Origin of the sequence: uncultured Alteromonas sp. (assembly GCF_963976965.1) — a bacterium.
Classification (GTDB): domain Bacteria; phylum Pseudomonadota; class Gammaproteobacteria; order Enterobacterales; family Alteromonadaceae; genus Alteromonas; species Alteromonas naphthalenivorans.
Window position 1 is genome coordinate 22,712 of record NZ_CAXBMP010000003.1, and the last position, 25,467, is coordinate 48,178.

At 44.7% G+C, this 25,467-nt stretch carries 23 protein-coding genes; 17 read left to right on the plus strand and 6 right to left on the minus strand.

Annotated features, from left to right (window positions below; genetic code table 11):
- The first annotated feature begins 2 nt into the window (after nt 1-2).
- From AAC006_RS03235 to AAC006_RS03245, 3 genes are all read left to right on the plus strand, one after another.
- Entirely contained in the window at nt 3-1,505 is a 1,503-nt protein-coding gene (locus AAC006_RS03235) for a GAF domain-containing protein (RefSeq protein WP_126872420.1), read from the plus strand.
- Nucleotides 1,506-1,647: 142 nt separating this feature from the next.
- Nucleotides 1,648-2,325, plus strand: coding sequence for an HAD family phosphatase (locus AAC006_RS03240; RefSeq protein ID WP_126872421.1), 678 nt, complete (start codon nt 1,648-1,650; stop codon nt 2,323-2,325).
- A 102-nt stretch (nt 2,326-2,427) separates the two neighbouring features.
- Nucleotides 2,428-3,777, plus strand: coding sequence for a hypothetical protein (locus AAC006_RS03245; protein ID WP_260563470.1), 1,350 nt, complete (start codon nt 2,428-2,430; stop codon nt 3,775-3,777).
- A 112-nt stretch (nt 3,778-3,889) separates the two neighbouring features.
- On the opposite strand, the gene AAC006_RS03250 is transcribed toward AAC006_RS03245, so the two are convergent.
- On the minus strand, nt 3,890-4,204 hold the full coding sequence (locus AAC006_RS03250) for a hypothetical protein (protein ID WP_126872423.1): 315 nt from the start codon (nt 4,202-4,204) through the stop codon (nt 3,890-3,892).
- A gap of 164 nt (nt 4,205-4,368) precedes the next feature.
- Here AAC006_RS03250 and AAC006_RS03255 point away from each other — a divergent pair, with 164 nt between their 5' ends.
- Nucleotides 4,369-4,560, plus strand: coding sequence for a hypothetical protein (locus AAC006_RS03255; protein WP_013785486.1), 192 nt, complete (start codon nt 4,369-4,371; stop codon nt 4,558-4,560).
- Between the two features lie 2 nt (nt 4,561-4,562).
- Here AAC006_RS03255 and epmB read toward each other — a convergent pair whose 3' ends face one another.
- On the minus strand, nt 4,563-5,588 hold the full coding sequence (gene epmB, locus AAC006_RS03260; RefSeq protein ID WP_126872424.1) for an EF-P beta-lysylation protein EpmB: 1,026 nt from the start codon (nt 5,586-5,588) through the stop codon (nt 4,563-4,565).
- A 36-nt stretch (nt 5,589-5,624) separates the two neighbouring features.
- Between epmB and efp the strand changes: the two genes are divergently transcribed.
- From efp to AAC006_RS03285, 5 genes are all read left to right on the plus strand, one after another.
- On the plus strand, nt 5,625-6,194 hold the full coding sequence (gene efp, locus AAC006_RS03265) for an elongation factor P (protein WP_013785484.1): 570 nt from the start codon (nt 5,625-5,627) through the stop codon (nt 6,192-6,194).
- 188 nt (nt 6,195-6,382) lie between these two features.
- Complete coding sequence (epmA, locus tag AAC006_RS03270; protein WP_013785483.1) at nt 6,383-7,351, plus strand: elongation factor P--(R)-beta-lysine ligase; 969 nt, start codon at nt 6,383-6,385, stop codon at nt 7,349-7,351.
- A gap of 251 nt (nt 7,352-7,602) precedes the next feature.
- Nucleotides 7,603-10,047: a TonB-dependent receptor gene (locus tag AAC006_RS03275; RefSeq protein WP_126872425.1), complete on the plus strand. Its 2,445-nt coding sequence runs from the start codon at nt 7,603-7,605 to the stop codon at nt 10,045-10,047.
- Between the two features lie 18 nt (nt 10,048-10,065).
- Nucleotides 10,066-10,827 (plus strand): gamma-glutamylcyclotransferase family protein, encoded by a 762-nt coding sequence (locus AAC006_RS03280; protein ID WP_126872426.1) that lies wholly within the window; start codon nt 10,066-10,068, stop codon nt 10,825-10,827.
- Nucleotides 10,815-11,333 carry a GNAT family N-acetyltransferase gene (locus AAC006_RS03285; RefSeq protein WP_013785480.1) on the plus strand — a complete coding sequence of 173 codons (519 nt, stop codon included), beginning with the start codon at nt 10,815-10,817 and terminating at the stop codon, nt 11,331-11,333. The genes AAC006_RS03280 and AAC006_RS03285 overlap by 13 nt, the downstream gene beginning before the upstream one ends.
- Here the strand turns inward: AAC006_RS03285 and AAC006_RS03290 are convergent.
- Together AAC006_RS03290 and AAC006_RS03295 are read right to left on the minus strand one after the other, a co-directional pair.
- Nucleotides 11,330-11,953, minus strand: coding sequence for a peptidylprolyl isomerase (locus tag AAC006_RS03290; RefSeq protein ID WP_013785479.1), 624 nt, complete (start codon nt 11,951-11,953; stop codon nt 11,330-11,332). The two genes, AAC006_RS03285 and AAC006_RS03290, sit on opposite strands and share 4 nt — an antisense overlap.
- A gap of 9 nt (nt 11,954-11,962) precedes the next feature.
- Nucleotides 11,963-13,189 carry a methyltransferase gene (locus tag AAC006_RS03295; protein WP_126872427.1) on the minus strand — a complete coding sequence of 409 codons (1,227 nt, stop codon included), beginning with the start codon at nt 13,187-13,189 and terminating at the stop codon, nt 11,963-11,965.
- Nucleotides 13,190-13,219: 30 nt separating this feature from the next.
- Here AAC006_RS03295 and AAC006_RS03300 point away from each other — a divergent pair, with 30 nt between their 5' ends.
- The 4 genes from AAC006_RS03300 (at nt 13,220) to AAC006_RS03315 (ending at nt 15,608) form a co-directional block, all read left to right on the plus strand.
- The gene (locus AAC006_RS03300) at nt 13,220-13,849 is read left to right on the plus strand and encodes an alpha-ketoglutarate-dependent dioxygenase AlkB (protein ID WP_126872428.1); all 630 of its coding nucleotides are present in this window, start codon (nt 13,220-13,222) and stop codon (nt 13,847-13,849) included.
- Nucleotides 13,850-13,856: 7 nt separating this feature from the next.
- Nucleotides 13,857-14,171 (plus strand): BolA/IbaG family iron-sulfur metabolism protein, encoded by a 315-nt coding sequence (locus AAC006_RS03305; RefSeq protein WP_013785476.1) that lies wholly within the window; start codon nt 13,857-13,859, stop codon nt 14,169-14,171.
- Between the two features lie 91 nt (nt 14,172-14,262).
- On the plus strand, nt 14,263-14,943 hold the full coding sequence (locus tag AAC006_RS03310) for a phosphatase PAP2 family protein (protein ID WP_126872429.1): 681 nt from the start codon (nt 14,263-14,265) through the stop codon (nt 14,941-14,943).
- Between the two features lie 74 nt (nt 14,944-15,017).
- Nucleotides 15,018-15,608 carry a nucleotidyltransferase family protein gene (locus tag AAC006_RS03315; protein ID WP_244360436.1) on the plus strand — a complete coding sequence of 197 codons (591 nt, stop codon included), beginning with the start codon at nt 15,018-15,020 and terminating at the stop codon, nt 15,606-15,608.
- On the opposite strand, the gene AAC006_RS03320 is transcribed toward AAC006_RS03315, so the two are convergent.
- Nucleotides 15,585-16,949 (minus strand): nitrate regulatory protein, encoded by a 1,365-nt coding sequence (locus AAC006_RS03320; RefSeq protein ID WP_126872431.1) that lies wholly within the window; start codon nt 16,947-16,949, stop codon nt 15,585-15,587. The two genes, AAC006_RS03315 and AAC006_RS03320, sit on opposite strands and share 24 nt — an antisense overlap.
- A 247-nt stretch (nt 16,950-17,196) precedes the next feature.
- Nucleotides 17,197-17,481: a hypothetical protein gene (locus tag AAC006_RS03325; RefSeq protein ID WP_013785472.1), complete on the minus strand. Its 285-nt coding sequence runs from the start codon at nt 17,479-17,481 to the stop codon at nt 17,197-17,199.
- A 325-nt stretch (nt 17,482-17,806) separates the two neighbouring features.
- Here AAC006_RS03325 and AAC006_RS03330 point away from each other — a divergent pair, with 325 nt between their 5' ends.
- From AAC006_RS03330 to AAC006_RS03345, 4 genes are all read left to right on the plus strand, one after another.
- Nucleotides 17,807-19,372, plus strand: coding sequence for a SulP family inorganic anion transporter (locus AAC006_RS03330; RefSeq protein WP_013785471.1), 1,566 nt, complete (start codon nt 17,807-17,809; stop codon nt 19,370-19,372).
- Between the two features lie 343 nt (nt 19,373-19,715).
- Entirely contained in the window at nt 19,716-22,265 is a 2,550-nt protein-coding gene (nirB, locus tag AAC006_RS03335; RefSeq protein WP_126872432.1) for a nitrite reductase large subunit NirB, read from the plus strand.
- Between the two features lie 14 nt (nt 22,266-22,279).
- Nucleotides 22,280-22,633 (plus strand): nitrite reductase small subunit NirD, encoded by a 354-nt coding sequence (nirD, locus tag AAC006_RS03340; RefSeq protein ID WP_013785469.1) that lies wholly within the window; start codon nt 22,280-22,282, stop codon nt 22,631-22,633.
- 43 nt (nt 22,634-22,676) lie between these two features.
- Nucleotides 22,677-25,466 (plus strand): nitrate reductase, encoded by a 2,790-nt coding sequence (locus AAC006_RS03345; protein WP_126872433.1) that lies wholly within the window; start codon nt 22,677-22,679, stop codon nt 25,464-25,466.
- The last annotated feature ends 1 nt before the right edge of the window (nt 25,467 follow it).

Sequence of the window (25,467 nt, forward strand, 5' to 3'; positions counted from 1 at the left end):
TTATGAACCCTGATACGACTACCTTTAATAAACACAATGCTGAGATGGACGCCTTGGTTGAGAATTGTGAAAAAGAGGCTTTGCATTTAAGTGGCAAGGTTCAGCAATTTGGCGGTGCGTTCTTTATCGATAGTGAATCTTTGCAGGTCACTGCCGCTAGTAGTAATTTGGCCCACTTTATTCAACTTTCGCCCTCTGAACTGGTGGGCTGCCCAGTAAAATCACTCGACTGGTTGCCGTTAAGTTTACTGTATAATTTAGGGTCAAAGGCCGGCGATAGAGCTTATGCCTTTAACGAGCCCTTAAACGATAAGGTATTGAATTTCAGAAGCCATCGTAGCGACGAAGGTATCTTAATTGAGATAGAGTCTAGTGTTGCCAATGTTTCTCAGCGTCAGTACTTACAATTAAGATCCTCAATACTTCCGACCATCGAACAGCATTGGGAAGATAAAGATTTTTGGGAGCAACTTATCGCAGCCCTTGATGAGTTTCTGCCCTGCGAACGTATATTGCTTTATCGCTTTAATGAGCTTTGGAGTGGCGAAGTCGTGGCTGAAAAAGTGATTGAAGGGGCACCAAAGTATCTTGGATTAAAATTTCCAGCATCGGACATACCTGCTATTGCCCGTCAAATGTATTATGAGAATCCGTCACGATATATTGCTAGTAGTGCTACACCGCCCGCTGACTTTCTGAATCAAGCAGAACAACCGCTAAACTTAACTTACTCAGACTTACGAAGTGTGTCGCCAATTCATGGCGAATACATGCAGAATATGGGGGTGGCTACATCATTTTCTATTCCTATCATTCAAACCGGTAAGCTGTGGGGCATAGTATCCTGTCACAATAGCATCGAATCGCACATTGATGCGCAGTTGCGCCATCAAGCTGAAATGCTGGTTAAGTATTTTTCTATGGTGTACTCCACGCACAAATCGAAAAAGCGCCTGCAATTACTCACGTCTTTAGATGAGAAGGTTGGGGCCATTACGCATAAGCTTCGCTTGAAAGATGACCAAGCAACTCAAGCGTTCTTAGAAGACGTAAAGCAAGATTTCACCGCATGCGGGGCGGCCATTTTTATTAATGGGAAGTGGTTTTTCAGTGACGATGATGGCTATGATACAAAACAGCTAAAGCGTATTGATAAAGTCTTTCAGTCAGACACCTCTGATGTGATTCTGCATACTCAAGATATTCGCCAGTACACAGGGCTAGAGACAGTAGACCCAGAAAATGTCAGAGGCGTAATGCTAATTCGTATGAACTACGAATTAGCTAAAGCGCGATTGTATATCTTTAGACAGCCCGAAGCGCAAATAACCCATTGGGCTGGTAAACCGGAAAAAGACGTTAACGAACAAGGCATGCTCTCACCACGTGCGTCATTTGAGCGGTGGAGTGAAATTGATGGTGAGCAAAGCTTACCGTGGACTAAGCGAGATATTTTGTTTTCCAAAAAACTGCGGGCATCGTTAATCCGAACGCTAACACGTTAGGTATTTAGTCTGACAGTCTATCTAGAACCTCCTGATTGGAGGTTCTTTTTTTCAAGTACAGTTACCACTGCATGTTTTAACAATCATTCACGCAAGTAGTTGGAAAATCGTTTTAACATTTATTCATATTCGAGGTGAGCCGATGGCAAGTTCTTCCGTTTCCAATAACACTACCACGCTATTGTTTGATCATGATGGTACCTTGATTAATTCAGAGCGCGTCCACTTTACACTGTGGCAAGAAATAGTGGCCAGTTACGGTGCAGAGCTAACAGATGAATTTTACTGTAAAGCAATGGCGGGTATACCGGTTAAGCAAAATGCCAAAGATGTCGTTGAGCATTTCTCATTAGACGAAACCCCTGAGCGATTGGCCAAAAAGAAACACGAAAAAATTGAAGCGTATCTTTCACAGCAAGCTTTCCCACTTATGCCACACGCTGCTGAAACCATAAAAGCATGCGCTGATAAAGGCTACACAATAGGAATTGTGACTGGGGGAAGTACTTTGTCGGTAGAGAAAACCCTCGCAAATTATGGCCTAGCTCAATACATTTCATGTGTGGTGGCGGTAGAAGATGTTACTCACAGTAAGCCTGCCCCCGATTGCTACCAGCTGGCCATGGAAAAGTTAGGGGTTTCAGCAGCGCAGTGTGTCGCCATTGAAGATACCCACACCGGCATGCAATCAGCGGTATCGGCAGAAATACCTTGTGTGGTTATTCCAACCACACAATCGGCCACCCATGATTTTTCGAAAGCGACCTCTCGTTACGAAAGCTTACCATTATGGTTAGAACAAGAGATCACAGGTCGCTAGTCATAAACACTAGATTTAGCTACTATTTCTACTCTTCACAACGTAGCGTTTAGGTAAGGTCGTGGTGGTATGTATGCATGGTGTTTGGGAAGTGATTAAATCATGATGAGAATGGCCCGTTGGATTCTTGGTGTTTTCGTTGTTTTATTCGTGGTGACCTTTGTCGTATTGATTGGGGTAAGCGTAGCTGTGGTTCAGCGTTCGCCGTTGGTGGTGTCTAGTGCACCAAACCAATTAGATGGCGCAGATAGCGTTAACGACTTGCTGTCTCAGTTACAAAATGCGTTCACTCAGCGAAGTTCTAACCACGTTATTCATTTAACCGAAACCCAAATAGAAAGCTTAGTGGGCGTATTGCAGCGGGCCGTGCCTAATTTTAGTGGCGTTGTGAACGTAACAGAAGTGGGCAGTACGATTACCTTTACCTTTTCACCCAGCAGTGTTGATTTATATTTCAATGTATCAGCGTTAATTTTACCCGGCGATAGCCTGCAAATTGATTATATTAGTGTGGGAGACTTGTCTTTGTCTGGGCCTCTCATGCTCTCGTTTGCTGAAAAGGGTATAAATTATTGGACTAAGTCCGAAATTGCCACTATTGCACTGACTCGTGTTGAAAAAGTGACGATGCGCCGCGGTGAAGTGTCCTTACATACTGCGCCACTGGCCTCTTTGTTAGAAGAGCTTACCGTGGTGTCTAACAATATGGGCGTTCAAGAAGAAACAGAGCTTCAAACCCTTGCAGCTTATTATTTGCGTTACATCTCAGGGCGTGATTTAGCGCTATCAAAGCAACCAGTGCCTCTTATTGAGTACTTACGAGAAGGCATGGCTCGCGCAAGAGAGCAAAGCCATTCTCCCCACGAGGCAGCGCTACATAATAAAGCGGTGATATTGGCCCTTGCTGCGTATGTGGGGCACTATCGTATTGGTAGCCTAGTGGGCGATTTACAGCCCGACCCAACAAAAGCATTAAAGCCCCGAGCCCCGGCTATTTTATTAGCGCGTAACGACTTAGCCCGCCATTTTATTATTTCCGCTGCCCTTGAGTTACTTGCCGAGCAGGATATGTCGTGGGCAATTGGTGAATTTAAAGAGTTAATGGACAGAGGAGCAGGTGGTTCAGGCTACAGCTTTGTTGATTTAGGTGCTGATATGTCGGGCTCACAATTTGCCCGAGTGGCGACCATGCCTGAGCATGCCGAAAGTACACAAAATGCTGTGGCACGAATTCAATCTGATAACGATATTGTTCCAGCGATTAAAGCCTTCCCCGAAGGCTTAAGTAAGCAAGCATTTACCGAAAAATATGGGCGTGTAGACAGTGAAGCTTATTTGAATGAAGTGGCTGAGATTAAACGCCTTATCAAACAAGTGCCTATGTATCAAAAGGCGCATGCTGAGGGGAATTTAATAAATCAAATTGAAGCGGGTGATGTCGGGGAGCACTAATAGCGAGCGCTAGCCCTTTGAGCCTAAATCTAACCAGCCATGCTACCTAAATACGATTCAAGGTAGCATGGAATTTTATAGGTTAATGGTATTTGTAGGTTAAAAAGCGCGACTATTTACTTGCCAGTGACTGCTGAAATTGAGAGACGGTAGTGAGTGCCAATTCAATCTTTTTAATCAAAGAAGGTAGCGCTGCCTTCGCTTCTTCTTCTGTCATGTCTTTAAGCGCTTGCCAATCTAATGCAATTTCCTCTACATAGGGGCCGAAGCGTTTTGCTTGTGTGGTGAAAGGGCTATCTTCTGCAAATATGGCGGCAAACTTACCTTGACTGTCTTTTTGCAAACGATCCAATGCCTGATCTGCATCCACCGCCTTACGGTAAAGGGCCTGGATAGTATCTTGTAGTTGTTGGTGAATACCTTGCATATCTTTTCCTGTAAAAGAAGCCCCATAAAAGACGTCTCACAAAAGTCGCCTGAAAAAAGCAGTGTAAAATTAGATTAAAGTTTCAGCATGTCGCGCCGATAACCTCGAAGGTGGGCAATTTTGCCTATTTTTTTACTTTGCTTCAAGCAACAAAGGAAAACGGTATGGATCTACAAGGTGCTAGTGCCTCTGGAACGTCCGGTGCGTCACTTGAACTCGCTTCACTTAAGTTGGCCAAGGGTCAACAAGAGCAAGAAGGAAAAGCGGCGCTTCAGCTATTAGAAAATTCAGCTGACGTACCAAAATCAACATCTTCTAATCCAGCTGTAGGCGCAAATATAGATACTTTCGCTTAAGGTTAGGGATGTAAATGTAAGTCGATGGGCGTTTTGCCAGGCTGAGCGCCTATCTCTCTAACGAGTTTAGGCACAAGGAAACCTGGTAGGCGCTTTATCGCTTCTTGCATAATCTGTCTTGCCATGTCGTCACTAACATAAAAGTGACTTGCCCCTTCTACTTTATCAAGTACATGTAAATAGTAGGGCAGAACCCCTGCATCAAATAACCGCTCACTTAATTCACACAGTGCATCCGCTGAGTCATTTACATCTTTTAGCAACACCGATTGGTTTAACAAGGTAACCCCGTGAGTGCGCAATTTTTCTAAGCGGCTCTTAAGCGCTGGTGATACTTCATTTGAATGATTAACATGCAATACGAGTATTTTTTGAATAGGCAGCTGAGTAAACCAGTCAAAAAAAGCATTATCGAGGCGTTCGGGTAGTACAACCGGTAAACGGGTATGAATACGAAGTCGTTTAATATGCGGTATTGCGGCGATTTCTTTTGCTAATGCGGCCAGGTGATCATCTTTTGCCATTAGCGGATCGCCGCCCGAGAAAATCACTTCGTTAATGGCTGGGTTGCCAGCAATGTAATCTAATGCCTCTTGCCACTGGGCTTTATTCACCGCGTTATCGGCATATGGAAAGTGTCTGCGAAAACAATAACGGCAATTAACCGCACACCCGGTACGTACCATTAATAATACGCGAGAGTCGTACTTATGTAGCAAACCTTTACCAGCAGTATCGTGTTCTTCTAATGGGTCTTTCGTGTAACCCGGTTCAATACTAAACTCTTGTTTAAGTGGCATCACTTGCAAAAAAAGCGGGTCGTTGGGGTTTCCTTTTTCCATTAACGAGGCAAAGTGCCGAGGAACACGCATAGGAAAAAGGCGTCGTGCTTTACTGTCTTGTTCGTAGTCTTTGCTGGGTAAATCTAAAAAAGACAACAGCTTTTCAGGGCTGGTAAAGCTATTAGCTAATTCTTTTTGCCAGTTATGCTCTACAGAAATCGCTTTTTTAGGTATTATTTGTTCCACGAAATTTTTTGTACCTTATGTTTAGACAGAGGAATTATGGCTAATTACAGCACTAACGAGTTCAAAGCCGGCCTGAAAATCATGCTGGATGGTGAACCTTGTAACATTTTAGAAAACGAATACGTGAAGCCGGGCAAAGGTCAGGCATTTAACCGCGTTAAAATTCGTAAACTTATCTCAGGTAAAGTTTTAGAAAAAACTTTCCGCTCTGGTGAGTCAGTAGAAGGCGCAGATGTTTTAGACACTGAGCTTGCTTACTTGTACACCGACGGCGAATTCTACCACTTTATGAACAACGAAACATTCGAACAAATCGCGGCAGACGAAAAAGCAGTAGGCGATAGTGTTAAGTGGTTGGTAGAAAACGATGTGTGCGTTATTACCTTGTGGAACGGTACGCCAATTACAGTAACACCACCCAACTTCGTTGAACTTGAAATTACTGAAACTGACCCAGGCCTTAAAGGCGATACAGCGGGTACAGGTGGTAAGCCAGCTACACTAACAACGGGCGCAGTAGTACGTGTTCCTTTGTTTGTGCAAACCGGTGAAGTAATTAAAGTTGATACTCGCTCTGGTGAGTATGCGTCTCGTGCGCAAAAGTAACAAAAGTAAGTAAGAAATAAGAAACAGCTGCAGTTAGCCGATGCCGTATTTGGCATCGGTAACTCGCTTACCGTTACACATTTTTTCCTATGGGTGATTCGCCAAATAAAGCTTACTAATCGATAATCCCCGAAGCTGTTTATCGTATTTGTCATCATTCTTATCAATAAGCAAAGACACCTCTGTTCATGAACGACTGGCAACCAACCTCATCACATGATTCTCGAATTGCACGAGCCAATTTACTGCGTAGCATAAGACACTTTTTCTATACCCGAGATGTGCTGGAAGTAGAAACGCCATTATTATCCAGCGGCACGGTAACCGATGAACATCTCGATGCATTCCTTACAAAGTTTAATCATTCGCGGGATGGCGCACCGGTAGACCTTTATCTACAAACGTCTCCTGAATTTGCTATGAAACGCCTATTGTGCGGTCAAAGTGGAGCTATTTATCAAATCTGCAAAGCATTTCGACATGAAGGGGAAGGGCGCTGGCATAACCCTGAATTCACTATGCTGGAATGGTATCGACCGGGCTTCGACCACCATGCCCTAATGCAGGAAGTTGATGCGTTATTAATAGAAACGCTAGGTACAGATGCTGGCGAGATAATCAGTTATCAAGATGTGTTTAAATTTCGGTTGGGTATTGACCCGCTCACCGCAACTGATGAAATGCTTCTGGCTAAAATGGCTGACTGCAATATCGATATTTCAAGCCCTGAACAGCTTGATAAAGACAGTAAATTACAACTGCTTTTTTCAATGGCGATTGAGCCGGTTATTGGTCAAGAGCGGCCGTGTTTTGTGTTTGGTTTTCCTGCTTCACAAGCGTCCCTCGCCCGCATCAATGCACAAGACTCACGTACTGCCGACAGGTTTGAAGTGTATTTTAAAGGGGCAGAGTTAGCGAATGGCTTTCATGAATTAAACGAGGCTTCGGAACAAAAACAACGCTTCGAGCAAGACAATGAGAAGCGTCGTAAAAATGGCCAGCCTGTAAAGCCCATTGATACGCGATTTCTGTCTGCGCTAGAAAACGGTTTGCCACACTGCGCAGGGGTAGCGTTAGGTATAGATCGGTTGTTAATGCTTAAAATAGGGGCGTCGCATATTCAAGAGGTGCTTAACTTTCCCGTGAGTAGAGCCTAGGTTCTTACTTTGCTCGTAACGCTTGCTTCCTATTACCTTTTTCCAGCCCAAGATAGTAATCGTAGCAGCTCAAATCAGAGCGTTGTTTTCACTAAACAGTGACTTACTTAGATAATCTTGTCGCTGAATGAAGTTAAATCGTAGACAAGTTGCCATTGACAATAAACGCCCTAACCTACAAGATGTTATAACATCACAAAAATGGCCATGCAACTGGTCAAAATGAATAAAAATTTGTTAGGGAAACCGTTATGAAAATGCGTTCACTGCTAAGTCTTACGATAGCAGGTCTACTCTCGTCTCCATCCTTTGCGACTGTTATTAGCGGTAAAGTTACCGATGTATCAGGTCAACCCGTCGAAGGTGCCGAGGTTAGCATTGAAGGTACGCGCCGAGTCGTTACCACCGATGAAAATGGTGTTTACAGTTTTAACGATGTTAAGCAAACTCATGTACATCTTCACGTATTTTCAAGCCAATATATTCATGGTGATAACGACCTTGGTGAAATCGTCGGTGACAAAACCGTAGATTTTTCACTTACTCCTTCATCAGTTGAAAATATTGTTGTGACGGCTACCGCATTACAATCTTCAGTGCTTGAGTCTGTTACACCTGTAACCGTGATTGGAGCAGAGCGCCTTAGACGTATTGAAGCGCCTACATTAGGCGAAACATTGAAGAATACACCTGGGGTACAAAGTACGTACTTTGGCCCAGTTTCAAGTAGCCCGATTATTCGTGGTAACGATGGCCCACGGGTTAAAATTGTTCAAAACGGTTTAGATGTTTCTGATGTATCTCGTGTTGGCCCTGACCACAACGTCACGAGCAACCTGGCAAGTGCCACACAAGTAGAAGTGCTTCGTGGTCCTGCAACATTACAATATGGAAGCGGCGCCATTGGCGGTGTGGTTAATATTGTTGATAAGCGTATTGTGCAACATCAAATGGACGGTGTTGAAGGCGAGGCTGAAGTTAGCTACAGCACAGTAGATAACGGTAAATACGCTCGCGGTGATGTCACTGGTGGCAGCGGTAACTTTGCATGGCATATCGATGGTTACTCTCGTAACACAGATGACACTGATATTCCTGGTTATGCCTCAGTAGAGCCTGATGAAGACGAAGCATACGGTGTATTAGAAAGCACTGCGATGGAAACCAGCGATATAACGGCTGGCTTGTCTTATATTGGTGAGGAAGGTTACTTTGGCTTTGCGGTAGAGCAACTTGATAACCGTTATGGCGTGCCTGGTCACAGTCACGAACATGAAGAAGACCACGATGATGAAGATCATGATGAAGAAGATCATGACGAAGAAGATCATGATGAAGAGTTGCACGAAGAAGAAGGCGTATTGATTGACGTAGACATGACACGTTATCAAGCGGCAGGCGAATGGCATTCACCTATCAAAGGGTTAACCAATGCTAAGTTTGCTGCGGCTTATACCGATTACGAACATGTTGAAATTGAAGATGGCGAGCAAGGGACTATCTTCACTAACAAATCTAGCGATATACGCGCTTCAGTGTCTCACGAAGAAGTGGATGGCTGGCATGGTGTGCTAGGTGTTCAATTCCAACACAGTGATTATGAAGCCGAGGGTGAAGAAGCCTTTACCCCTGCAAATACCTCTTCTAACTATGCGGTTTACCTTGTAGAGCAAAAAGTCGTGGGTGATGTGACCTTCGAATTAGGTGGTCGTGTTGAATACACCGAATACGATGCCGATGACAGTGAATTATCTCTTGAAGTGACCCATGCTGATGAAGAAGAGCATGAAGAAGAAGAGGATCACGAAGAACATGAAGAGCAAGTCACGTCATATAGCTTCAACAAGTATGACTTCACCAGTACGTCTTTATCTGCTGGTTTAAACTGGGAATATGCAGCAGGTCGCTCAATTGCCACTACACTTTCACGTAGTGAGCGTGCGCCTAGCCAACAAGAGCTGTTTTCTGCAGGTCAGCATTTGGCCACACAAAGCTACGAGCTAGGTTTGGTTTTTGACTTAGATGAAGACGGTCATATTGAAGAAGACTTAAAAGACGTAGAAAAAGAAGTTAGCACCAATATCGATGTTACTTTCCGTAAATTCACTGGCGATTGGGGCTATACGGTTTCATTGTTTTATAACCAAGCAGATGATTATATTTATCAAACAAATACAGGGTTATTGGCAATAACTGAAGAGCACGAAGATCACGAGGAAGAAGAAGAGGAAGGCCATGAAGAAGAAGGCACACCTATCTACTACTTCCAGCAAGCTGATGCGGATATCTGGGGTCTGGAAGCCGAAGCCTACTATGATGTAAATGGGCAAGTACGCGTAACGGTATTTAGCGATTACATTAACGCAGAAATTGAAGATGATAACCTACCTCGAACGCCTCCTATGCGATTTGGTGGTAACATCAGTTATATGAGCAATGGGCTAAGTGCTGATGTTGGCGTAACTTGGTATGATGACCAAGATGACGTTGCGTCTTACGAAACACAAACCGATGGTTATACTTTGTTAGATGCCAGTGTTCAGTACGAATTTGGTGGCCAAGGCGTAGAGTGGATTGTTTATGCAAAAGGAAACAATTTAACCGACGAAGAGGCTCGCGTTCATACATCATTTTTGAAAGATCAAGCGCCACTACCTGGCCGTAATCTTACGCTAGGAGTACGTGCGCTGTTCTAATATTGCAGCGAAAACGGGGTGCGCTTGGTAGACGTAAAAGCAGCAGACGGCTCGGTTAAAGAGTCGGTAAAAAGCTCGGCAAATGAATCGATAAAAGATTCAGCGAAAGACAGTTGGTTAGCTACCTTAGCTAGCCAGCAAAGTAAACATATTGTGCTAGGTTATGGCAGTTTGCTTAGTCGAGATTCCCGAGAGCGTCACTCCGGTATTTATACTCAAGGTTTACCCGTGCGTGTTTCAGGTTTTAAACGCGCATGGGTTACCCGAAGCCTGCAAGAAAAACAAACCTATGTTGGCGCCGTTGCCGATAGAACATCTCAATTAAATGCCCAGCTTATTCCTGCCGAGGTAAACCCTTCATTGCGCGCGCGAGAAAAAAACTACCGCTTTGTGGAAGTGCCAGCCAGTGCAATCGAACATGTAAGTTCCTCCTTGTGCAATCAACCTTCTTTCACTTCTGCGCTTCGTGATGCGTTAAGCCATCACCAACTCTGGTTATGTGAAACTTTACTGTGTCATCACCCCAGCAGCGACTTCCCCGTTTCACAAACCTACATTGATACTTGTCTAGTGGGCTGCTTAGAGCATGGCGGGATAAGTGAAGCTACCGCTTTTATTGAACACACTTATGGTTGGAACCACCCTAGAATTAATGACAGAGTAAATCCCGTTTACCCAAGAGCTGCCGCTATTTCTAAGCAACATTTAACGCAAATAGACACGCTGCTAAAAAAGGTAACACAATCCACACAGAGGCATAGTCATTCATGTTGTTACTAACTGAACGGTTGGAATTAAGCCCACTGACGCAAGCTGACAAACTGTGGTTAGTTGAAATGCACCAAGACCCGCTATGGAAGCAGTTTATTGGTTATCGTGGTGTGGCGAGCGTTGAAGATGCCGCTGACTATATTGACCGAGTGAACGCGCAGGTTAGTGAGTGGGGATATGGCTTATTGGCAATACGAAATAAAAAAACCACCGCGCCTTATGGTGTGTGTGGGCTAATTAATCGCTATGTTTTCAGTTGCCCTGATTTAGGCTTTGCGCTGCTACCAGATGCGCGTAAACAGGGGATAGCGTTAGAAGCAACTAAAGCGGTTATTGATTGGGTGGAAATGGAAGGAGATATGCATTTCATTACCGCCTCTACCCACCCCGAAAACGAACGTTCTCAACATCTATTACGCCAGCTAGGGTTTAAAAAACGCGGCCCTTACTTTATTGATAGGTCCACACCGGTTCAAACCCTATTCTGGCGCAACAGTGATTCCGCTAGCCGTTAGAACGGTGGAAGCACAGTCACCTTTTTAATGATAATAGGCTCAATAGGTACATTGTTGGTGTTCAGCATTAGCGAATACTCGGTCTCCACTTCAGACATCGCATCCACAATATCTTCGCCTTCTACAATCATGCCAAAAACCGCATAGCCCCAGTCTCGACCTGGGTTTAGGGTTTCGTTGTCGTTAACGTTAAAGAAAAACTGACGATTTGCAGTATGCGGATCATCTTGTCGGGCCATAGCGATGGTGTGTAAGTCATTGGTTAGCCCATTTCCCGACTCATTGAATATTTCAGGGTAATTAGACTTACCTTCAAAATCGGTGGTATAGCCGCCGCCTTGCACCACAAACCCTGGCACAATACGATGAAAAATAGTGTTTTCATAACTGCGCTTGTCTACATAACGTAAAAAGTTATTCACGGTAATAGGCGCACGGCGGCGGTCTAATTCAACCACAATATCACCCATGGTGGTTTCAATTTTAACTCTAGGGTAATAGTTATCTGGCTGAATTTGTGAGCCATCATCTTTTTTAGCCGCCAATGCGTTAGGGCTCATTGCTGCTGACGTAAAAACGAGAGCTGAGAAAATTAAGGCCATTATAAGCGGTTTTAACATGTACATTCCTTATCGTTTAGCTGTGCCCAAAATAACAAATTTTTTGTCGCTTGCCAGCACGTCTGAACCACCAAACATGCGTTTAAGTTTAACGTGATGTTCAAGATGCCTGTTTCCAACCACCACTAACTGGCCACCTTTTACTAACGCGTGTTTTGAATCGTTAAACATTTGCCATGCAATATGGTCGGTAATGGCATTTTGTTGATGGAAAGGGGGGTTGCACAATATCTTGGTTACCCAAGGCGATTGTTGCTTTTCTAGCAAGCTTTCAAGGCAATTACTGGCAATAAACTCACACTGGTCGATTTTGTCTGGGAAATTCTCAAGTACGTTTAATCGCGCACTCTCCACTGCCATAAAAGACTCATCAATAAATATGACCTTGCAGTCGCCTGCCAAGGCTAAAGCGTTTACGCCTAATATTCCATTGCCGCAGCCTAAATCGACCACGGTTTCGTTAGCACTTACGGTCATATGCTCAAGCATTAAACGGGCACCAATATCTAATGACTGACGAGAAAATACATTTGCGTGGTTTTTTAATACGAAGGTTTGGCCTGTGGCGCCTTTGCATTCCCATGTTTCAGGATAAGGCGAAGGGATAGGTGAAATTTTTTCATCAAGGGTACTAAAAACCAATCGCGATTTTTTCTTTGCCAAAGAGGTTTTAGCAGGGCCAATGATTTTCTCAAACAAGGCGGATACCGACTTGGTCACGGCTTTTATTTTACCTGCCGCCACAATATGCGTACCAGGCGCAGCATAGCGTTTAATATCGATAAGCTGTTGTTCAAGTAACGCCAGTGTGCGAGGTACTTTCAGCATGATAACGCTGGGGGCATTCTCTGGCATGAAAGTAAGGCTTTCAACACTGGTTAAACTGGTTACGGGTGACGTTAGTGCGCCAGCCTCATCAATAACCGGTTTCAAATGGTTACGCCTTAGGTTTTCTTGTAATGATCGCAAGCTAATATACGAATCTGAAATCCAAATAGGATTATACTGCGTAAACCAACATCCAAGGGTACTAAAGTCATCATTAAAAATGAGTATGGGCCCCAAGGTAGAGGATGTTTCAGTTTGAGTTTCAACAAGCGCTTCAAGGTGCGCTTCCACATGCTCAATAAGCAGCTCATCGGCACTATCCCACGCTTGTAGGCTTTTATGCTGATGTTTTTCAGGGTAGCGTATTAAGGTAAACTGGCGCTCTGCCATTGAAAATTCTGTATTCATTATTTTCTTGTCTAAAGTTATCGGGGTGTTATGCAATTACCACTTTTTACTGACGCGAAAGCAGCGAAAAACTCACCCATTACGCTACCGTTGCCAGAAGCTGAGGTGCGCTATTATCCGCAATGGATTAGCTCAGAGCAAGCGAATGACTACCAAGGCGTGTTTGAAAGCACTTTGCCGTGGCGACAAGATACCATTCGTATGTATGGAAAATACCTCGACGTGCCTAGATTACAGGCTTGGCAAGGTGATCCTGAGTGTCTTTATAAATATTCGGGTATTAAGCTTGCACCACAACCTTGGACCCCTGAACTAGCGGTCATTCGAGATAAATGCATCGAGGTTTGTGATATACCCTTCAACAGTGTGCTGGCAAACTGGTATCGACATGGGCAAGACAGCATGAGTATGCATGCTGATGATGAGCCTGAACTCGGACCTAATCCCGTGGTAGCGTCGGTCACTTTTGGTGAGTCTCGCCCTTTTGTGTTTAAACACAAAGAAACTGGCGCCCGTTTTACCCAAATATTGGAGCACGGAAGTTTATTAGTCATGGGGGAAACCACTCAATCGCATTATCTGCACGGTATTGCTAAGACGACTAAACATATCGGTGGTAGAATTAACCTTACTTTCCGGCACTTAATTTCAACAAAGTAGTTTTCATATGAATGTTAAAGAATTTATAGAATCAACCCTAACAAGCGCGCTTTCGCCTGCGTTGTTGAACGTGGAAGACGAGAGCTTTATGCACAATGTGCCTGACGGTGCACAAAGCCATTTCAAGGTCACCGTCGTTACTGATGCCTTTGAAGGCAAACGTTTAATTGCCCGTCATCGCGAAATTAATACGTTGGTCGATGAAGCCTTGAAAGGGCCCGTACATGCGCTAGCATTACATACTTATACCCCAACAGAGTGGGTGGCCCGTGGTGGCGAAGCGCTCACATCGCCAGCCTGTTTAGGTGGCAGTAAGTCATAACGCGTTTTTATAGTCGCTTCATTTTTCAATTAAGAACTTGATTAAGTATTCATTTTAATTTTCTATAGCCCCAATAGGAGCGCTACGTAACATGGAAGTAAGAAGTTCGGTTAACGCGTATTTGCAAATAGTAAAAACACCTACGGTGCAGGTGGTGTTATTAGGCGGAGGTTTTTTGCTGCTAATGCTATTTGCCACTATGGAAGTATTAGCCCCTTTTGACAACGCCGTCATTGAAATGTTGGTGTGGGACGATATGCCAGGGGTGATTCAACGCTTCTTTGAAAATTTCACTGCGCTTGGCAGTAATGAAGTACTTATCTTTTTTTCACTTGCCGTTGCTGGTTTTTTGAAATTGACTGGGCATCCAAAAAAAGCACTTACGCTATTAATGGCGGTCGCTGCAGGTTTAGTGATTACCTTTGTGCTTAAAGCGGGTATAGACCGTCCTAGGCCGCCGCTGTCTGGCCATCAAGTTACCGTATTAACGCAAAGCTTTCCCTCTGCTCATGCCATGATGTCTACCCTTGTTTACTTCTGTATAGCGAGGCTTTTTTGTTTTTCTATTACAGAAATTAAATTGAAAATATGGGTATATTCTCTGACTACGCTATTGGTATTTGTTATTGGTTTGAGTCGTGTGCAGCTTGGTGTGCATTGGCCGACAGACGTAATAGCGGGGTGGCTAGGAGGCGGGGCGATAGCCGCATTTAGTTTCTACGTGATTAAATGGCAAAGGAATTTACGCATTCGTTCTGATCATTCGAAATAACCCTTAGCTTTCATATATTGGCCTTCTCAAATTAGCCTCATGAAATTAGCTTTTACAAAAAAATGGCTTCTATTATGACGAACGCAGAAAGCGATGCTAGATTATCGGTTAGCCGCATGCTAACCGAAGATCTTTACCGCATGCAGTGCTTGAACGCATTAAAATCGCTAAAGTTGCCCCAAGGGTATTTAGCGGCGGGATTTTTACGTAATGCCATATGGGATGAGCTTCACGGCTTTAAGAAACCTACGCCGTTAAACGACATCGATGTTATCTACTACAACCCATCAGATACCTCAAAAAAATCAGAGCTCCACATAGAAAATGCGCTGTCTGAGCAAGTACCTTCAGCACTCTGGCAAGTGAAGAATCAGGCACGTATGCATGTGAAGCACGGTCACAACGCGTATAAAGACTGTGAAGAAGCGATTAGCTATTGGATAGAACAAGAAACCTGTGTGGCTATTAGGCTTTGCCCAAATGAAGAGGGCGATAAGTTTGATATGCTTGCACCCTATGGGCTATCACGTAATTTTGCCGGTACGATTTCGATAAACCCCCGCCACCCTAGAGCCGATGTATTTACTCAGCGGGTACACACGAAAAATTGGCTGGTAACGTGGCCGCAACTTACGTTGAGTTCAGCGTTGGTTAGCTCTATTTGATATTTCAACCACGGTAGCGGCTATATCGGTCAGCTTTTTATGCTCATTCATGGCCTGCTTTTGTAGTTTTCGGTACGCATCATTTTCATTTAATTGAAATTGCTGCATCAGAATAAGTTTGGCTCTATCCACCAACTTGTGCTCGGTAATGGCGCGTTTGGCTTCATCTAACTCACGGCTCATGTCTTCAATATACTGAGCTTGTCCTCGCAATAAATCGTAAAATGAGCGATGTGCAGACAGGGTTTGTGTTTGTTCGCTAATATCAGTGTTTTTACCCGAACCCGTCATATCATGTTGTAGTAGCGAGAGATCACTGTCTTCCACTAAACCTGGCATGCTAGGGTCGAATAGCATTGTGAGGGGGGAGCCATCTTGTGCGTGTTCATCGGTAAAGCTTTCAATTAACCGCTGATGATTTTTCATTTCATGATGCGCATTGCTTACTTTAGTTTGCGCTTCTTTCGTTAAGCTGTCGGTCAGTTTATTCTCAATTTCTTGCATGGCATCAATACGACGTGTGGCCACATCGAACCATACTTCACTAATTTCAGCCGCAATGGGGCTACCATCAGCAAGCTGCGCAATCATTTTGCGCAATTGACTAATATCGTGCGCCGCGGGGCTGTCATCTAATAGCTCATAAGCCTCTTTGTGGCAGGTGCGGGCGAATTCATTAAACACGGTAAAGTGATGCTGCTGGGCGTGTTGTAGTGCGCTGAGCTTGTCACACAAGCGCTTGTCAAAATGCGTCTCTGCGAAGCCAATAGCACCCCATGCACGTTCTTGCCCCGCATATTCTTTCCCCTGCATAAAGTTAAATAGTGCAACTAAAAGGCGGGTAATGACGGGATCGCTTGCAATATCTGCCGCTTCAAAAATTACAGTAAGTAACCCTGCTACTAAGCGGCAATAAGCGCGGGTGGAATCTAACGGTGAAAGGGTTAGGTTTTTCGCTTGTTCACGAAGTACGGGCAGGTAATCAATACCTTGAAGGGCTAAAGTAATGCTGCTTAACAAGCGAGGGTTAGCCGTGTCATGGCTATCGGTTAAATACAGTGATTTAAGTTGGCTGCGCAACATCGACTCTGCTTCACAGCTTGCTTCAATATGGGTGGCACGTTGCCCTGCAAACCTATCGCCTTTAGACGCTAAATAAATGTTGGTGGCACCACGTTCTCGCTGCAGAGCATGCACCATATTTCGAACGGAAATAACAATGCGGCAGTTGCTGGATAACTGCTCAAGCACCGTGATTTCAGCTCGTTTCGCGGCGAGCAAGAAGCGCTTAGTGGCATCGCTATAATGCGTAGTGGCCGTTATTTCATGGTTTGTTTGCATGATACGTTATGGAATTAGCGAACTTAAGGAATACTTTATAAAAGCAATGCGTATGCCTGAACGTATCACTCTTTAACATGTTTATTTAAGTGTTTGTTTTTCTTTGCTTATTTATTCTTATGGGGCGATGGTGAAGGTGTTTTTTTGAGCAGGCATCTATAGCCGTTAATGCGCGTACCGCGGTCTATGCTCAATAACGGTGCAAGTTAAGAGGGGCTTAAACTTGCACCTACTTCAATATTTGCTATTACGCTCTTACAACTCGAAGAAACCAGCCGACAAAAATAGAAATAAGAAGCCCGAAAAAAGACATTAACGCAGTAATCATCAATAATTTGCCTGAAAAGTCAGGGTCTTCACCGGCTTCCGTCATTAGCATGCCAGATGCTTTGAAGATAAATAATGCGGCGATAGAAAATAGCAAAATGACTGCAGTAGACATTAGCGTAGATTTCCAAAAGGTTTTTGGAAATGCCCAATGAATAGCGCCTGCCACTAGCACGCATAAAATAGTGAGTAAATAAGGGACCACTTCCACTCCTTATCGGTTGGTTAAATACACCTCGTTGCCAAAAGTATCAGTAACCTAGATTGAAAAATTAGTGTGAATACAATTGAGAGCGCCAATGACAATAAACGACGAATCAATTGTTAGGAAAAACTAAGCTTATTACGATGCCATGGAAAGCCAGCCTTGTCAGCTTAAAATCCGCCGTACGATTAACATTCTATTAAAAGATTTTAAGCATTAATGGTGGTAGAATCGCACACAAAAATTGTGCATGACAGTGATCTACAGTATTCACAGCTGTACTGTTAACGCACGCCCCCTAAAACCTCTAGACTCCTGAGAAAACATGTTTGATTTAATTACTAATCGAGATAGTAATGTAAAAAATGACGTGCTTTCTGGTATTACCGTTGCACTTGCACTGGTACCAGAAGCGGTTGCTTTTGCATTTGTTGCTGGTGTTGAGCCCATGATTGGGTTGTATGCCGCCTTTATGATGGGACTTATTACGTCGGCCATTGGTGGACGTCCAGGAATGATTTCTGGTGCGACAGGTGCGATGGCCGTGGTCATGGTGGCTCTAGTAGCACAGCATGGTGTTCAATATCTGTTTGCCGCTGTTATTTTAGCCGGTCTACTGCAAATACTCTGCGGTATATTCAAGCTTGGTAAGTTTATCCGATTGGTGCCTTACCCTGTTATGCTGGGGTTTGTAAACGGCCTAGCGATTGTTATTTTCCTTGCTCAACTAGGGCAATTTAAAGTGGTTAATGCGTTTGGTCAGCTGGAGTGGATGCAAGGAACCATGTTGTACTGGATGCTTGGATTGGTTGCACTGACCATGGCGATTATCTACTTACTGCCTAAGTTAACCACAGCGGTACCGGCGTCTTTGGTGGCTATTGTTACGGTAACGGCTATGGTACACGGTCTCGATTTAGAAGCGCGTACGGTAATCGATTTTGTGCGTGATTTATTACCTGAAGCGCAAAAGGCCACTGCTACACTTGCCGGTGAGTTGCCTACATTTGCTATCCCTATGGTGCCATTTACCTGGGAAACAGTGATGATTGTTCTGCCTACTTCAATCATTTTATGTTTGGTTGGTTTGATTGAGTCATTACTGACCTTATCACTTATTGATGAAATGACAGATACCCGCGGTCGTGGCAACAAAGAATGTGTTGGTCAGGGCGTGGCGAACACAGTGAATGGCTTTTTCGGCGGCATGGGCGGTTGTGCCATGATTGGACAAAGCATGATCAACATTAACTCTGGTGGTCGTGGTCGTTTATCAGGAATTACTGCTGCTTTGGTACTTCTTGCCTTTATCCTTTTCGCTGCACCATTGATTGAAATGATCCCGCTAGCCGCGTTAGTTGGCGTAATGTTCGTGGTGGTTATCGCTACCTTTGAATGGGCATCGTTCCGCATTATTCGTGGTGTAAACAAAGAAGACGCTTTTGTTCTGTTTTTAGTTACCGCGGTAACGGTTATAGCTGACCTAGCGATTGCAGTAGTGGTGGGTGTTATCGTTTCTGCCTTGGTATTTGCATGGAAGCATGCACGCCATATTGAGGTTAAAAGTCACATCGATAGTGATGATTGGAAAGTCTATGATTTAGAAGGGCCACTGTTCTTCGGCTCTGTTAGTCATTTCAAAGACTTATTTGATATTGCCAATGACCCAGAGCATGTGGTTATCGACTTTAAAGAATCGCGAATTTGGGACTCATCGGGTATAGATGCCTTAGATACGTTAGCTGATAAATACGAACAACAAGGTAAGAAACTGCATATTCGTCATATTAGTGATGAGTGTCGCAACTTATTGCGTAAAGCTGATAAGTTCGTAGAAATTAACGTGAATGAAGATCCACGTTACCGGGTTGCTACCGATAAGCTAGCTTAACCGCTGCTGGTTATTGCCTTGGTGTCGCTACTGAGGCAGATTACCAATACGAGAGAGCGCTTAGATGCACCAAATGAAATCGCAAATGCTTTTGTTTGGTGCAAATTAAGGTGGTTCGAAAAGCCTGTTTTTTGAATAAATCTATATAAAACAGGCTAGTAATGACATGGCACTAATATTGGATATACTTTTTTGTGTGAAAAATTGTGTGTGTATGTTTAGAGCAACCTAGCTCATAAAAATTTGATAGCTATGATCACTCGTAGCGCTTGATAGGCAACGAAGCCCGCAACAACGAAAGTTGGTGCGGGCTTTTTTTTGTCCCGAATAAAGGGGAGAGACCATGACATCTTTGGCATCTAAAACGCGAATTCTCGTCGTTGGAAACGGAATGGTAGGGCACCATTTTGTTGAACAGCTTCATCAAAGCAGCGATAACGTTGACATCACCGTACTGTGCGGTGAGTCGAGACTGGCCTACGATAGAGTACATTTGTCCTCTTACTTTAGTGGTGCTAGCGCAGATGACTTAGCCCTAACAACCGCTGATGTATATCGTGAGTGGGGCGTTAATGTGGTGACAAACGCCATAGTGACTGACTTGCTGCGCGACGAGAAAAAGGCGTTAACGGAAGATGGTCAGGTATTTCCTTACGATAAGTTGGTACTGGCCACTGGCTCTTACCCATTCGTTCCGCCTATCCCAGGAAACGACCAAGAGCACTGTTTAGTGTATCGCACTATTGATGACCTGATTGCGATTGAGAACTCTGCCCGCGAAAGCAAAGTGGGTGTGGTAGTGGGTGGCGGTTTATTAGGGCTTGAAGCGGCAAACGCGTTAAAAGAAGCAGGCCTTGAAACCCACGTGGTGGAATTTGCGCCTCAGCTTATGGCTGTGCAGTTAGACGAAACCGGCGGTGACGTACTTCGCAGTAAAATTGAATCGTTAGGGGTAACCGTACATACCCAGAAAGCAACACAGGTTATCGAAGCCGGTGAGCAATCACGCTATCGCATGGTATTTGCCGACGGTACTTTTCTTGAAACCGATATGGTGCTGTTTTCAGCGGGTATTCGCCCATCAGATCAACTCGCCAGAAAATCCATGCTAGCCCTTGGTGAACGTGGCGGCATTGTGGTTGATGATAATTGTTTAACGTCCGACCCTGATATTTTCGCCGTGGGCGAATGTGCACTGTGGCAAAACCGCATATTTGGTTTGGTTGCACCAGGTTACACCATGGCTCGTGCCGCAGTAAGCGCACTAGCAGGTGGTGATACCGTATTCACTGGCGCCGACATGAGCACAAAGCTTAAGTTGATGGGCGTGGAAGTGGGCTCTATTGGTGACGCGCATGAGCGTACCACTGGCGCACAAAGCTACACCTACTTTAATCAGCCAGAAGGCGTGTACAAGAAGTTGGTGGTAGATGAAAGCCAACAAAAAGTGTTGGGTGCCGTGTTAGTGGGTGATACGAGTGACTACGACACCTTGTTGCAATACGCCTTAAACGGCATTGATTTGCCGGAAAATCCTGAAACTCTTATTTTGCCAAGTGCAGGGGCTGCGCCAGCATTAGGGGCTGATGCACTGCCAGATACCGCCACAATTTGCTCTTGTCACAACGTGGCCAAAAGCGACATTGTATCGGCTATCGACGAAGGCTGCTGCAGCCTTAGCGACGTAAAAAGCTGTACAAAAGCCAGCACGGGTTGTGGTGGATGTACTGCTCTGCTTAAAAACGTGGTTGATAGCGAGCTTGAAAAGCGCGGTGTCGAAGTCTCAAAAGCCATATGTGAACATTTCAACCATACCCGCCAAGAACTATTCCATATTGTAAAAGTGAACGGCATCACCTCTTTTGATGAATTGCTCGACAAGCATGGTACCGGTCTTGGTTGTGAAATATGTAAGCCAGCAGCAGGCTCTATTTTAGCGTCTGTGTATAACGATTACGTACTTAAACAAGAGCATTTACCTCTTCAAGATACCAACGATATCTATCTTGGAAACATGCAAAAAGATGGCACTTACTCTGTGGTTCCTCGCGTGGCGGGGGGAGAAATTACGCCAGAAAAGCTAATTTTATTAGGCGAAGTTGCCAAGAAATACAGCCTGTATACCAAAATCACTGGCGGTCAGCGTATTGATTTGTTTGGCGCACGGGTCGATCAACTTCCTGATATTTGGGAAGCCCTTGTCAAAGGCGGCTTTGAAACAGGGCATGCATACGCTAAAGCCCTTCGTACGGTGAAGTCTTGTGTGGGCAGCACTTGGTGTCGCTACGGCGTTCAAGATTCGGTGAAAACCGCCATCGATTTAGAGAACCGTTATAAGGGCTTACGTGCGCCGCACAAGATTAAATTTGGCGTGTCCGGCTGTACGCGGGAATGTGCAGAAGCTCAAAGTAAAGATATTGGTGTTATTGCCACCGAAAATGGCTGGAATTTATATGTGTGCGGAAACGGCGGTATGAAGCCTCGCCATGCCGATTTATTCGCTACCGATTTAGATACAGAAACACTGGTTAAGTACATCGACCGCGTATTGATGTTTTATGTACGCACCGCCGATAGACTTCAGCGTACATCGGTATGGATGGACAACTTAGAAGGGGGCTTAGCTTACCTGCAAGATGTTGTCATGAATGACTCGCTAAATATTAACGCTGATTTAGAAGCCCAAATGGAAACCGTGGTTGGTGCTTATCAGTGTGAGTGGAAAACCACGCTTGAAAGCGAAGCCTCGCGTAAACGTTTCCGTCAATTCGTTAACACAGATGGCACCGACACAAACATTCAGTTTGTTTCTGAGCGAGGTCAAGTTAGGCCTGCCACTGAATTAGAGAAATCTAAAGGTGCCGACAACCTCATTGCGGTTGACGTAATTTAATAAGGAATAAACTGATGACAGCAAATACAGAAGTGGCGCCCCTTTGGCATGATGTGTGTGGCATTGATGAAGTGGTAACAAACAGCGGTGTTTGTGCACTTGTAGAAGGTCAGCAAGTGGCACTGTTTAGTGTGATGAGAGGTGGTGAGCAATTCCTTTACGCCATTAGCAACTGGGACCCTATCGGTAAGGCAAACGTGCTATATCGCGGCCTTATAGGTTCTATAGCTGATGATGTCGTGGTGGCATCGCCCCTTTATAAAGAGCACTACGTGTTGGCCACAGGCAAGTGTATTGAACGTGATGACGTAAGCGTAGTGGCGTATGATGTGAAAGTGGAAGGTGAGCGAATACTCGTTGCTGTCTAACCCACTTTTCTATGTTGTTTTTGTTTATTAAGAGAGTTTATCCATGAATATGGCTACACCAAAAACCACTATGCTGGAACCATTACTACGGCAAAAGCAAACCACCTGTCCTTATTGTGGTGTGGGTTGTGGTGTAGATATCAGTTGCAACGTTAGCGGGCGTATTACCTCCCTGGACAAGGTTACTGGTACGCCCGAGCATCCGGCCAATTATGGTCGTCTGTGTGTAAAAGGCACAAACCTGCTCGAAACAAACGATCTTAGCGGCCGTTTGCTTCACCCAACCATGGCAGGTGCAAAGGTAGATTGGGACACGGCTACCCGCGCGGTGGCTGATAAAATCACTCAGACTATTGCTGAACATGGGCCGGATGCCGTTGCGTTTTATGTGTCAGGGCAACTACTGACCGAAGATTATTATGTTGCTAATAAGCTCATGAAAGGGTTTATTGGCAGCGCCAACATAGACACAAATTCACGGCTTTGTATGTCTTCTGCCGTTGCAGGTTATAAACGTGCGTTTGGCGAGGATGTGGTGCCTTGTGATTACACCGATTTAGAATGTACTTCACTATTGGTGCTTACAGGCAGCAACACCGCGTGGGCACACCCCGTATTATTCCAGCGCATTCAAAGGGCTAAGCTGTGCAATCCTGATATGAAGGTGGTGGTAATTGACCCGCGAGAAACTGAGACCTGCACAATTGCAGACTTACATTTACCGCTAAAAGCAGGCAGCGACGTTGCGTTGTTTAATGGGTTACTTCAATTTGCTCACAACAATGGGGCAATAGATGAAGCTGCGATTGGTGAGTTTACCCAAGGGTTAAATGACGCCATCACAAGTGCTAACACTATTGATGCTAAAGACGTGGCTAGTCTGTGCGGTTTAAATGAGGCGGATTTAAACACCTTTTATGATTGGTTTATCAATGCTGACACTGCAGTTACATTCTATTCCATGGGGGTTAACCAATCTTCAGCTGGGGTAGATAAAGCTAACGCCATTATTAATTGTCACTTGGCATTGGATTTTATTGGCAAACCAGGTTGTGGTCCTTTTTCTATAACCGGTCAGCCAAATGCCATGGGGGGCAGAGAAGTGGGGGGGTTAGCCAATATGCTGGCGGCCCACTGTGATATTGAAAACCCTGAGCACCGTGAAAATGTAAAAGCGTTTTGGCAGTCTCCGGCTATGCCAGAGTGCGGCGGATTAAAAGCGGTAGACTTGTTTTCAGCTATGGATGCAGGGCAAATCAAGTTTGTGTGGATAATGGGCACGAACCCTGTAGTGAGTATGCCTTATCGGGAGCAAGTTGAATCGGCGCTTAAAAAATGCGATATGGTGGTGGTGTCAGATATTGTACAAAGTAACGATACCCTTGCCTTTGCTGATATTGCATTGCCTGCAACAGGATGGTCTGAAAAAGACGGTACTGTAACGAATTCCGAGCGCAGAATTTCCCGTCAACGAGGCATCATGCCGCCTCCAGGTGAAGCCAAACATGATTGGCAAATCATGTGTGATGTAGCCGATAAAATGGGCTTTGCCAGCGAGTTTTCTTACTCTCACCCTAGCGAAATATTTGATGAACATGCCCGTTTGACCGCATACAAAAACGACGGCGCGCGATTGCTCAATCTTGCCCCTTTAACCGGGAAGTCTCAGGCTCAATATGATGCAATGGCGCCTGTGCAATGGCCACTTATTACCAACAGCGACCAGACACTTGCACCTGTTCGCCCCTTTTATAACAAAGTGTTTTCTACCCCGTCGGGCAAAGCAAATTTTGTTGCAGTGCGATTCTTACCTCCCACTCAAGTTACCTCGAATGCATTTCCTTTTGTGCTTAATAGTGGGCGAATGCGTGATCAGTGGCACACCATGACACGAACAGGCAAAGCGCCGGTACTCCATGCTCATACTGACCACGCTAATGTTTATATTCATCCCGAAGATGCAAAAGCATTGGGTGTTTCAACGAACGACTATGTCACGCTTAGCAGTAAAGTGAGCGGCGAAACACCCTGTATTTTCCCTGTGCAAATTGATAAACGTCAGCGCCAAGGCGATGTATTCGTCCCTATTCATTGGTCTGGGGAGTGGGGTTCGCACAGTAAGTTGGCAAAACTTTATGCGCCCGCGACCGACCCTATTTCAGGGCAGCCAGAACTTAAGCATGGTGCGGTATCGATTACGCCCCTCAACTTTTCAAGCTACGGAAAGCTCTATATTAGTGATGACGTTCAAGCGGCACATGGCGAATGGGATATCGTAAAGGTGCTGAACGAGGTAGTGGAAAGCAATAACGGCTACTGGGCTAAATATTTAATTGATAATGGGCTGGGCGTATCTATTGCCAGCCAACTTGAATCGCAAGCGGTAATAAAAGGGTTGCTAGAAAAACTACCTAAAAATTGGGTGTGCTATCAACACAAAACCGCCGACAGCCAAGTGCTTATTTGTACATATGAAGATTCGTTTTGTTTTATGGCGTTTTTTGGTGTGCAAAGCCCCAGTACGAAGCCAAAGTATGATGTGCCAAATTCATGGGTAGACAGTGCATTAACGCAAAGTTTCAACCCTGAAAAACTGGCTAACTTTTTACGTTGTGACGTTGACGAAGAATTTTTAAATGGCCCTGTGGTTTGCAGCTGTTTTTCTGTAAGGGAAAAAACCATTAGCAAAGCAATAGTAGACGGGTGCTCATCAGTTTCTGCATTGGGCGATACGTTAAAGTGCGGCACAAACTGCGGCTCCTGCAAACCGGCTTTAGCAACATTAATTAACGAACATGCTACCACAGTAGAAGACGTCGCTCGTGAAAGTTAAC

Excerpts from the sequence above, each read along its gene's own strand:
- AAC006_RS03235 (WP_126872420.1), top strand. The coding sequence starts at position 3 with ATGAACCCTGATACGACTACCTTTAATAAACACAATGCTGAGATGGAC.
- AAC006_RS03240 (WP_126872421.1), top strand. The coding sequence starts at position 1,648 with ATGGCAAGTTCTTCCGTTTCCAATAACACTACCACGCTATTGTTTGAT.
- AAC006_RS03245 (WP_260563470.1), top strand. The coding sequence starts at position 2,428 with ATGATGAGAATGGCCCGTTGGATTCTTGGTGTTTTCGTTGTTTTATTC.
- AAC006_RS03250 (WP_126872423.1), bottom strand. The coding sequence starts at position 4,204 with ATGCAAGGTATTCACCAACAACTACAAGATACTATCCAGGCCCTTTAC.
- AAC006_RS03255 (WP_013785486.1), top strand. The coding sequence starts at position 4,369 with ATGGATCTACAAGGTGCTAGTGCCTCTGGAACGTCCGGTGCGTCACTT.
- efp (WP_013785484.1), top strand. The coding sequence starts at position 5,625 with ATGGCTAATTACAGCACTAACGAGTTCAAAGCCGGCCTGAAAATCATG.
- epmA (WP_013785483.1), top strand. The coding sequence starts at position 6,383 with ATGAACGACTGGCAACCAACCTCATCACATGATTCTCGAATTGCACGA.
- AAC006_RS03275 (WP_126872425.1), top strand. The coding sequence starts at position 7,603 with ATGAAAATGCGTTCACTGCTAAGTCTTACGATAGCAGGTCTACTCTCG.
- AAC006_RS03285 (WP_013785480.1), top strand. The coding sequence starts at position 10,815 with ATGTTGTTACTAACTGAACGGTTGGAATTAAGCCCACTGACGCAAGCT.
- AAC006_RS03290 (WP_013785479.1), bottom strand. The coding sequence starts at position 11,953 with ATGTTAAAACCGCTTATAATGGCCTTAATTTTCTCAGCTCTCGTTTTT.
- AAC006_RS03295 (WP_126872427.1), bottom strand. The coding sequence starts at position 13,189 with ATGAATACAGAATTTTCAATGGCAGAGCGCCAGTTTACCTTAATACGC.
- AAC006_RS03300 (WP_126872428.1), top strand. The coding sequence starts at position 13,220 with ATGCAATTACCACTTTTTACTGACGCGAAAGCAGCGAAAAACTCACCC.
- AAC006_RS03305 (WP_013785476.1), top strand. The coding sequence starts at position 13,857 with ATGAATGTTAAAGAATTTATAGAATCAACCCTAACAAGCGCGCTTTCG.
- AAC006_RS03310 (WP_126872429.1), top strand. The coding sequence starts at position 14,263 with ATGGAAGTAAGAAGTTCGGTTAACGCGTATTTGCAAATAGTAAAAACA.
- AAC006_RS03315 (WP_244360436.1), top strand. The coding sequence starts at position 15,018 with ATGACGAACGCAGAAAGCGATGCTAGATTATCGGTTAGCCGCATGCTA.
- AAC006_RS03320 (WP_126872431.1), bottom strand. The coding sequence starts at position 16,949 with ATGCAAACAAACCATGAAATAACGGCCACTACGCATTATAGCGATGCC.
- AAC006_RS03330 (WP_013785471.1), top strand. The coding sequence starts at position 17,807 with ATGTTTGATTTAATTACTAATCGAGATAGTAATGTAAAAAATGACGTG.
- nirB (WP_126872432.1), top strand. The coding sequence starts at position 19,716 with ATGACATCTTTGGCATCTAAAACGCGAATTCTCGTCGTTGGAAACGGA.
- nirD (WP_013785469.1), top strand. The coding sequence starts at position 22,280 with ATGACAGCAAATACAGAAGTGGCGCCCCTTTGGCATGATGTGTGTGGC.
- AAC006_RS03345 (WP_126872433.1), top strand. The coding sequence starts at position 22,677 with ATGAATATGGCTACACCAAAAACCACTATGCTGGAACCATTACTACGG.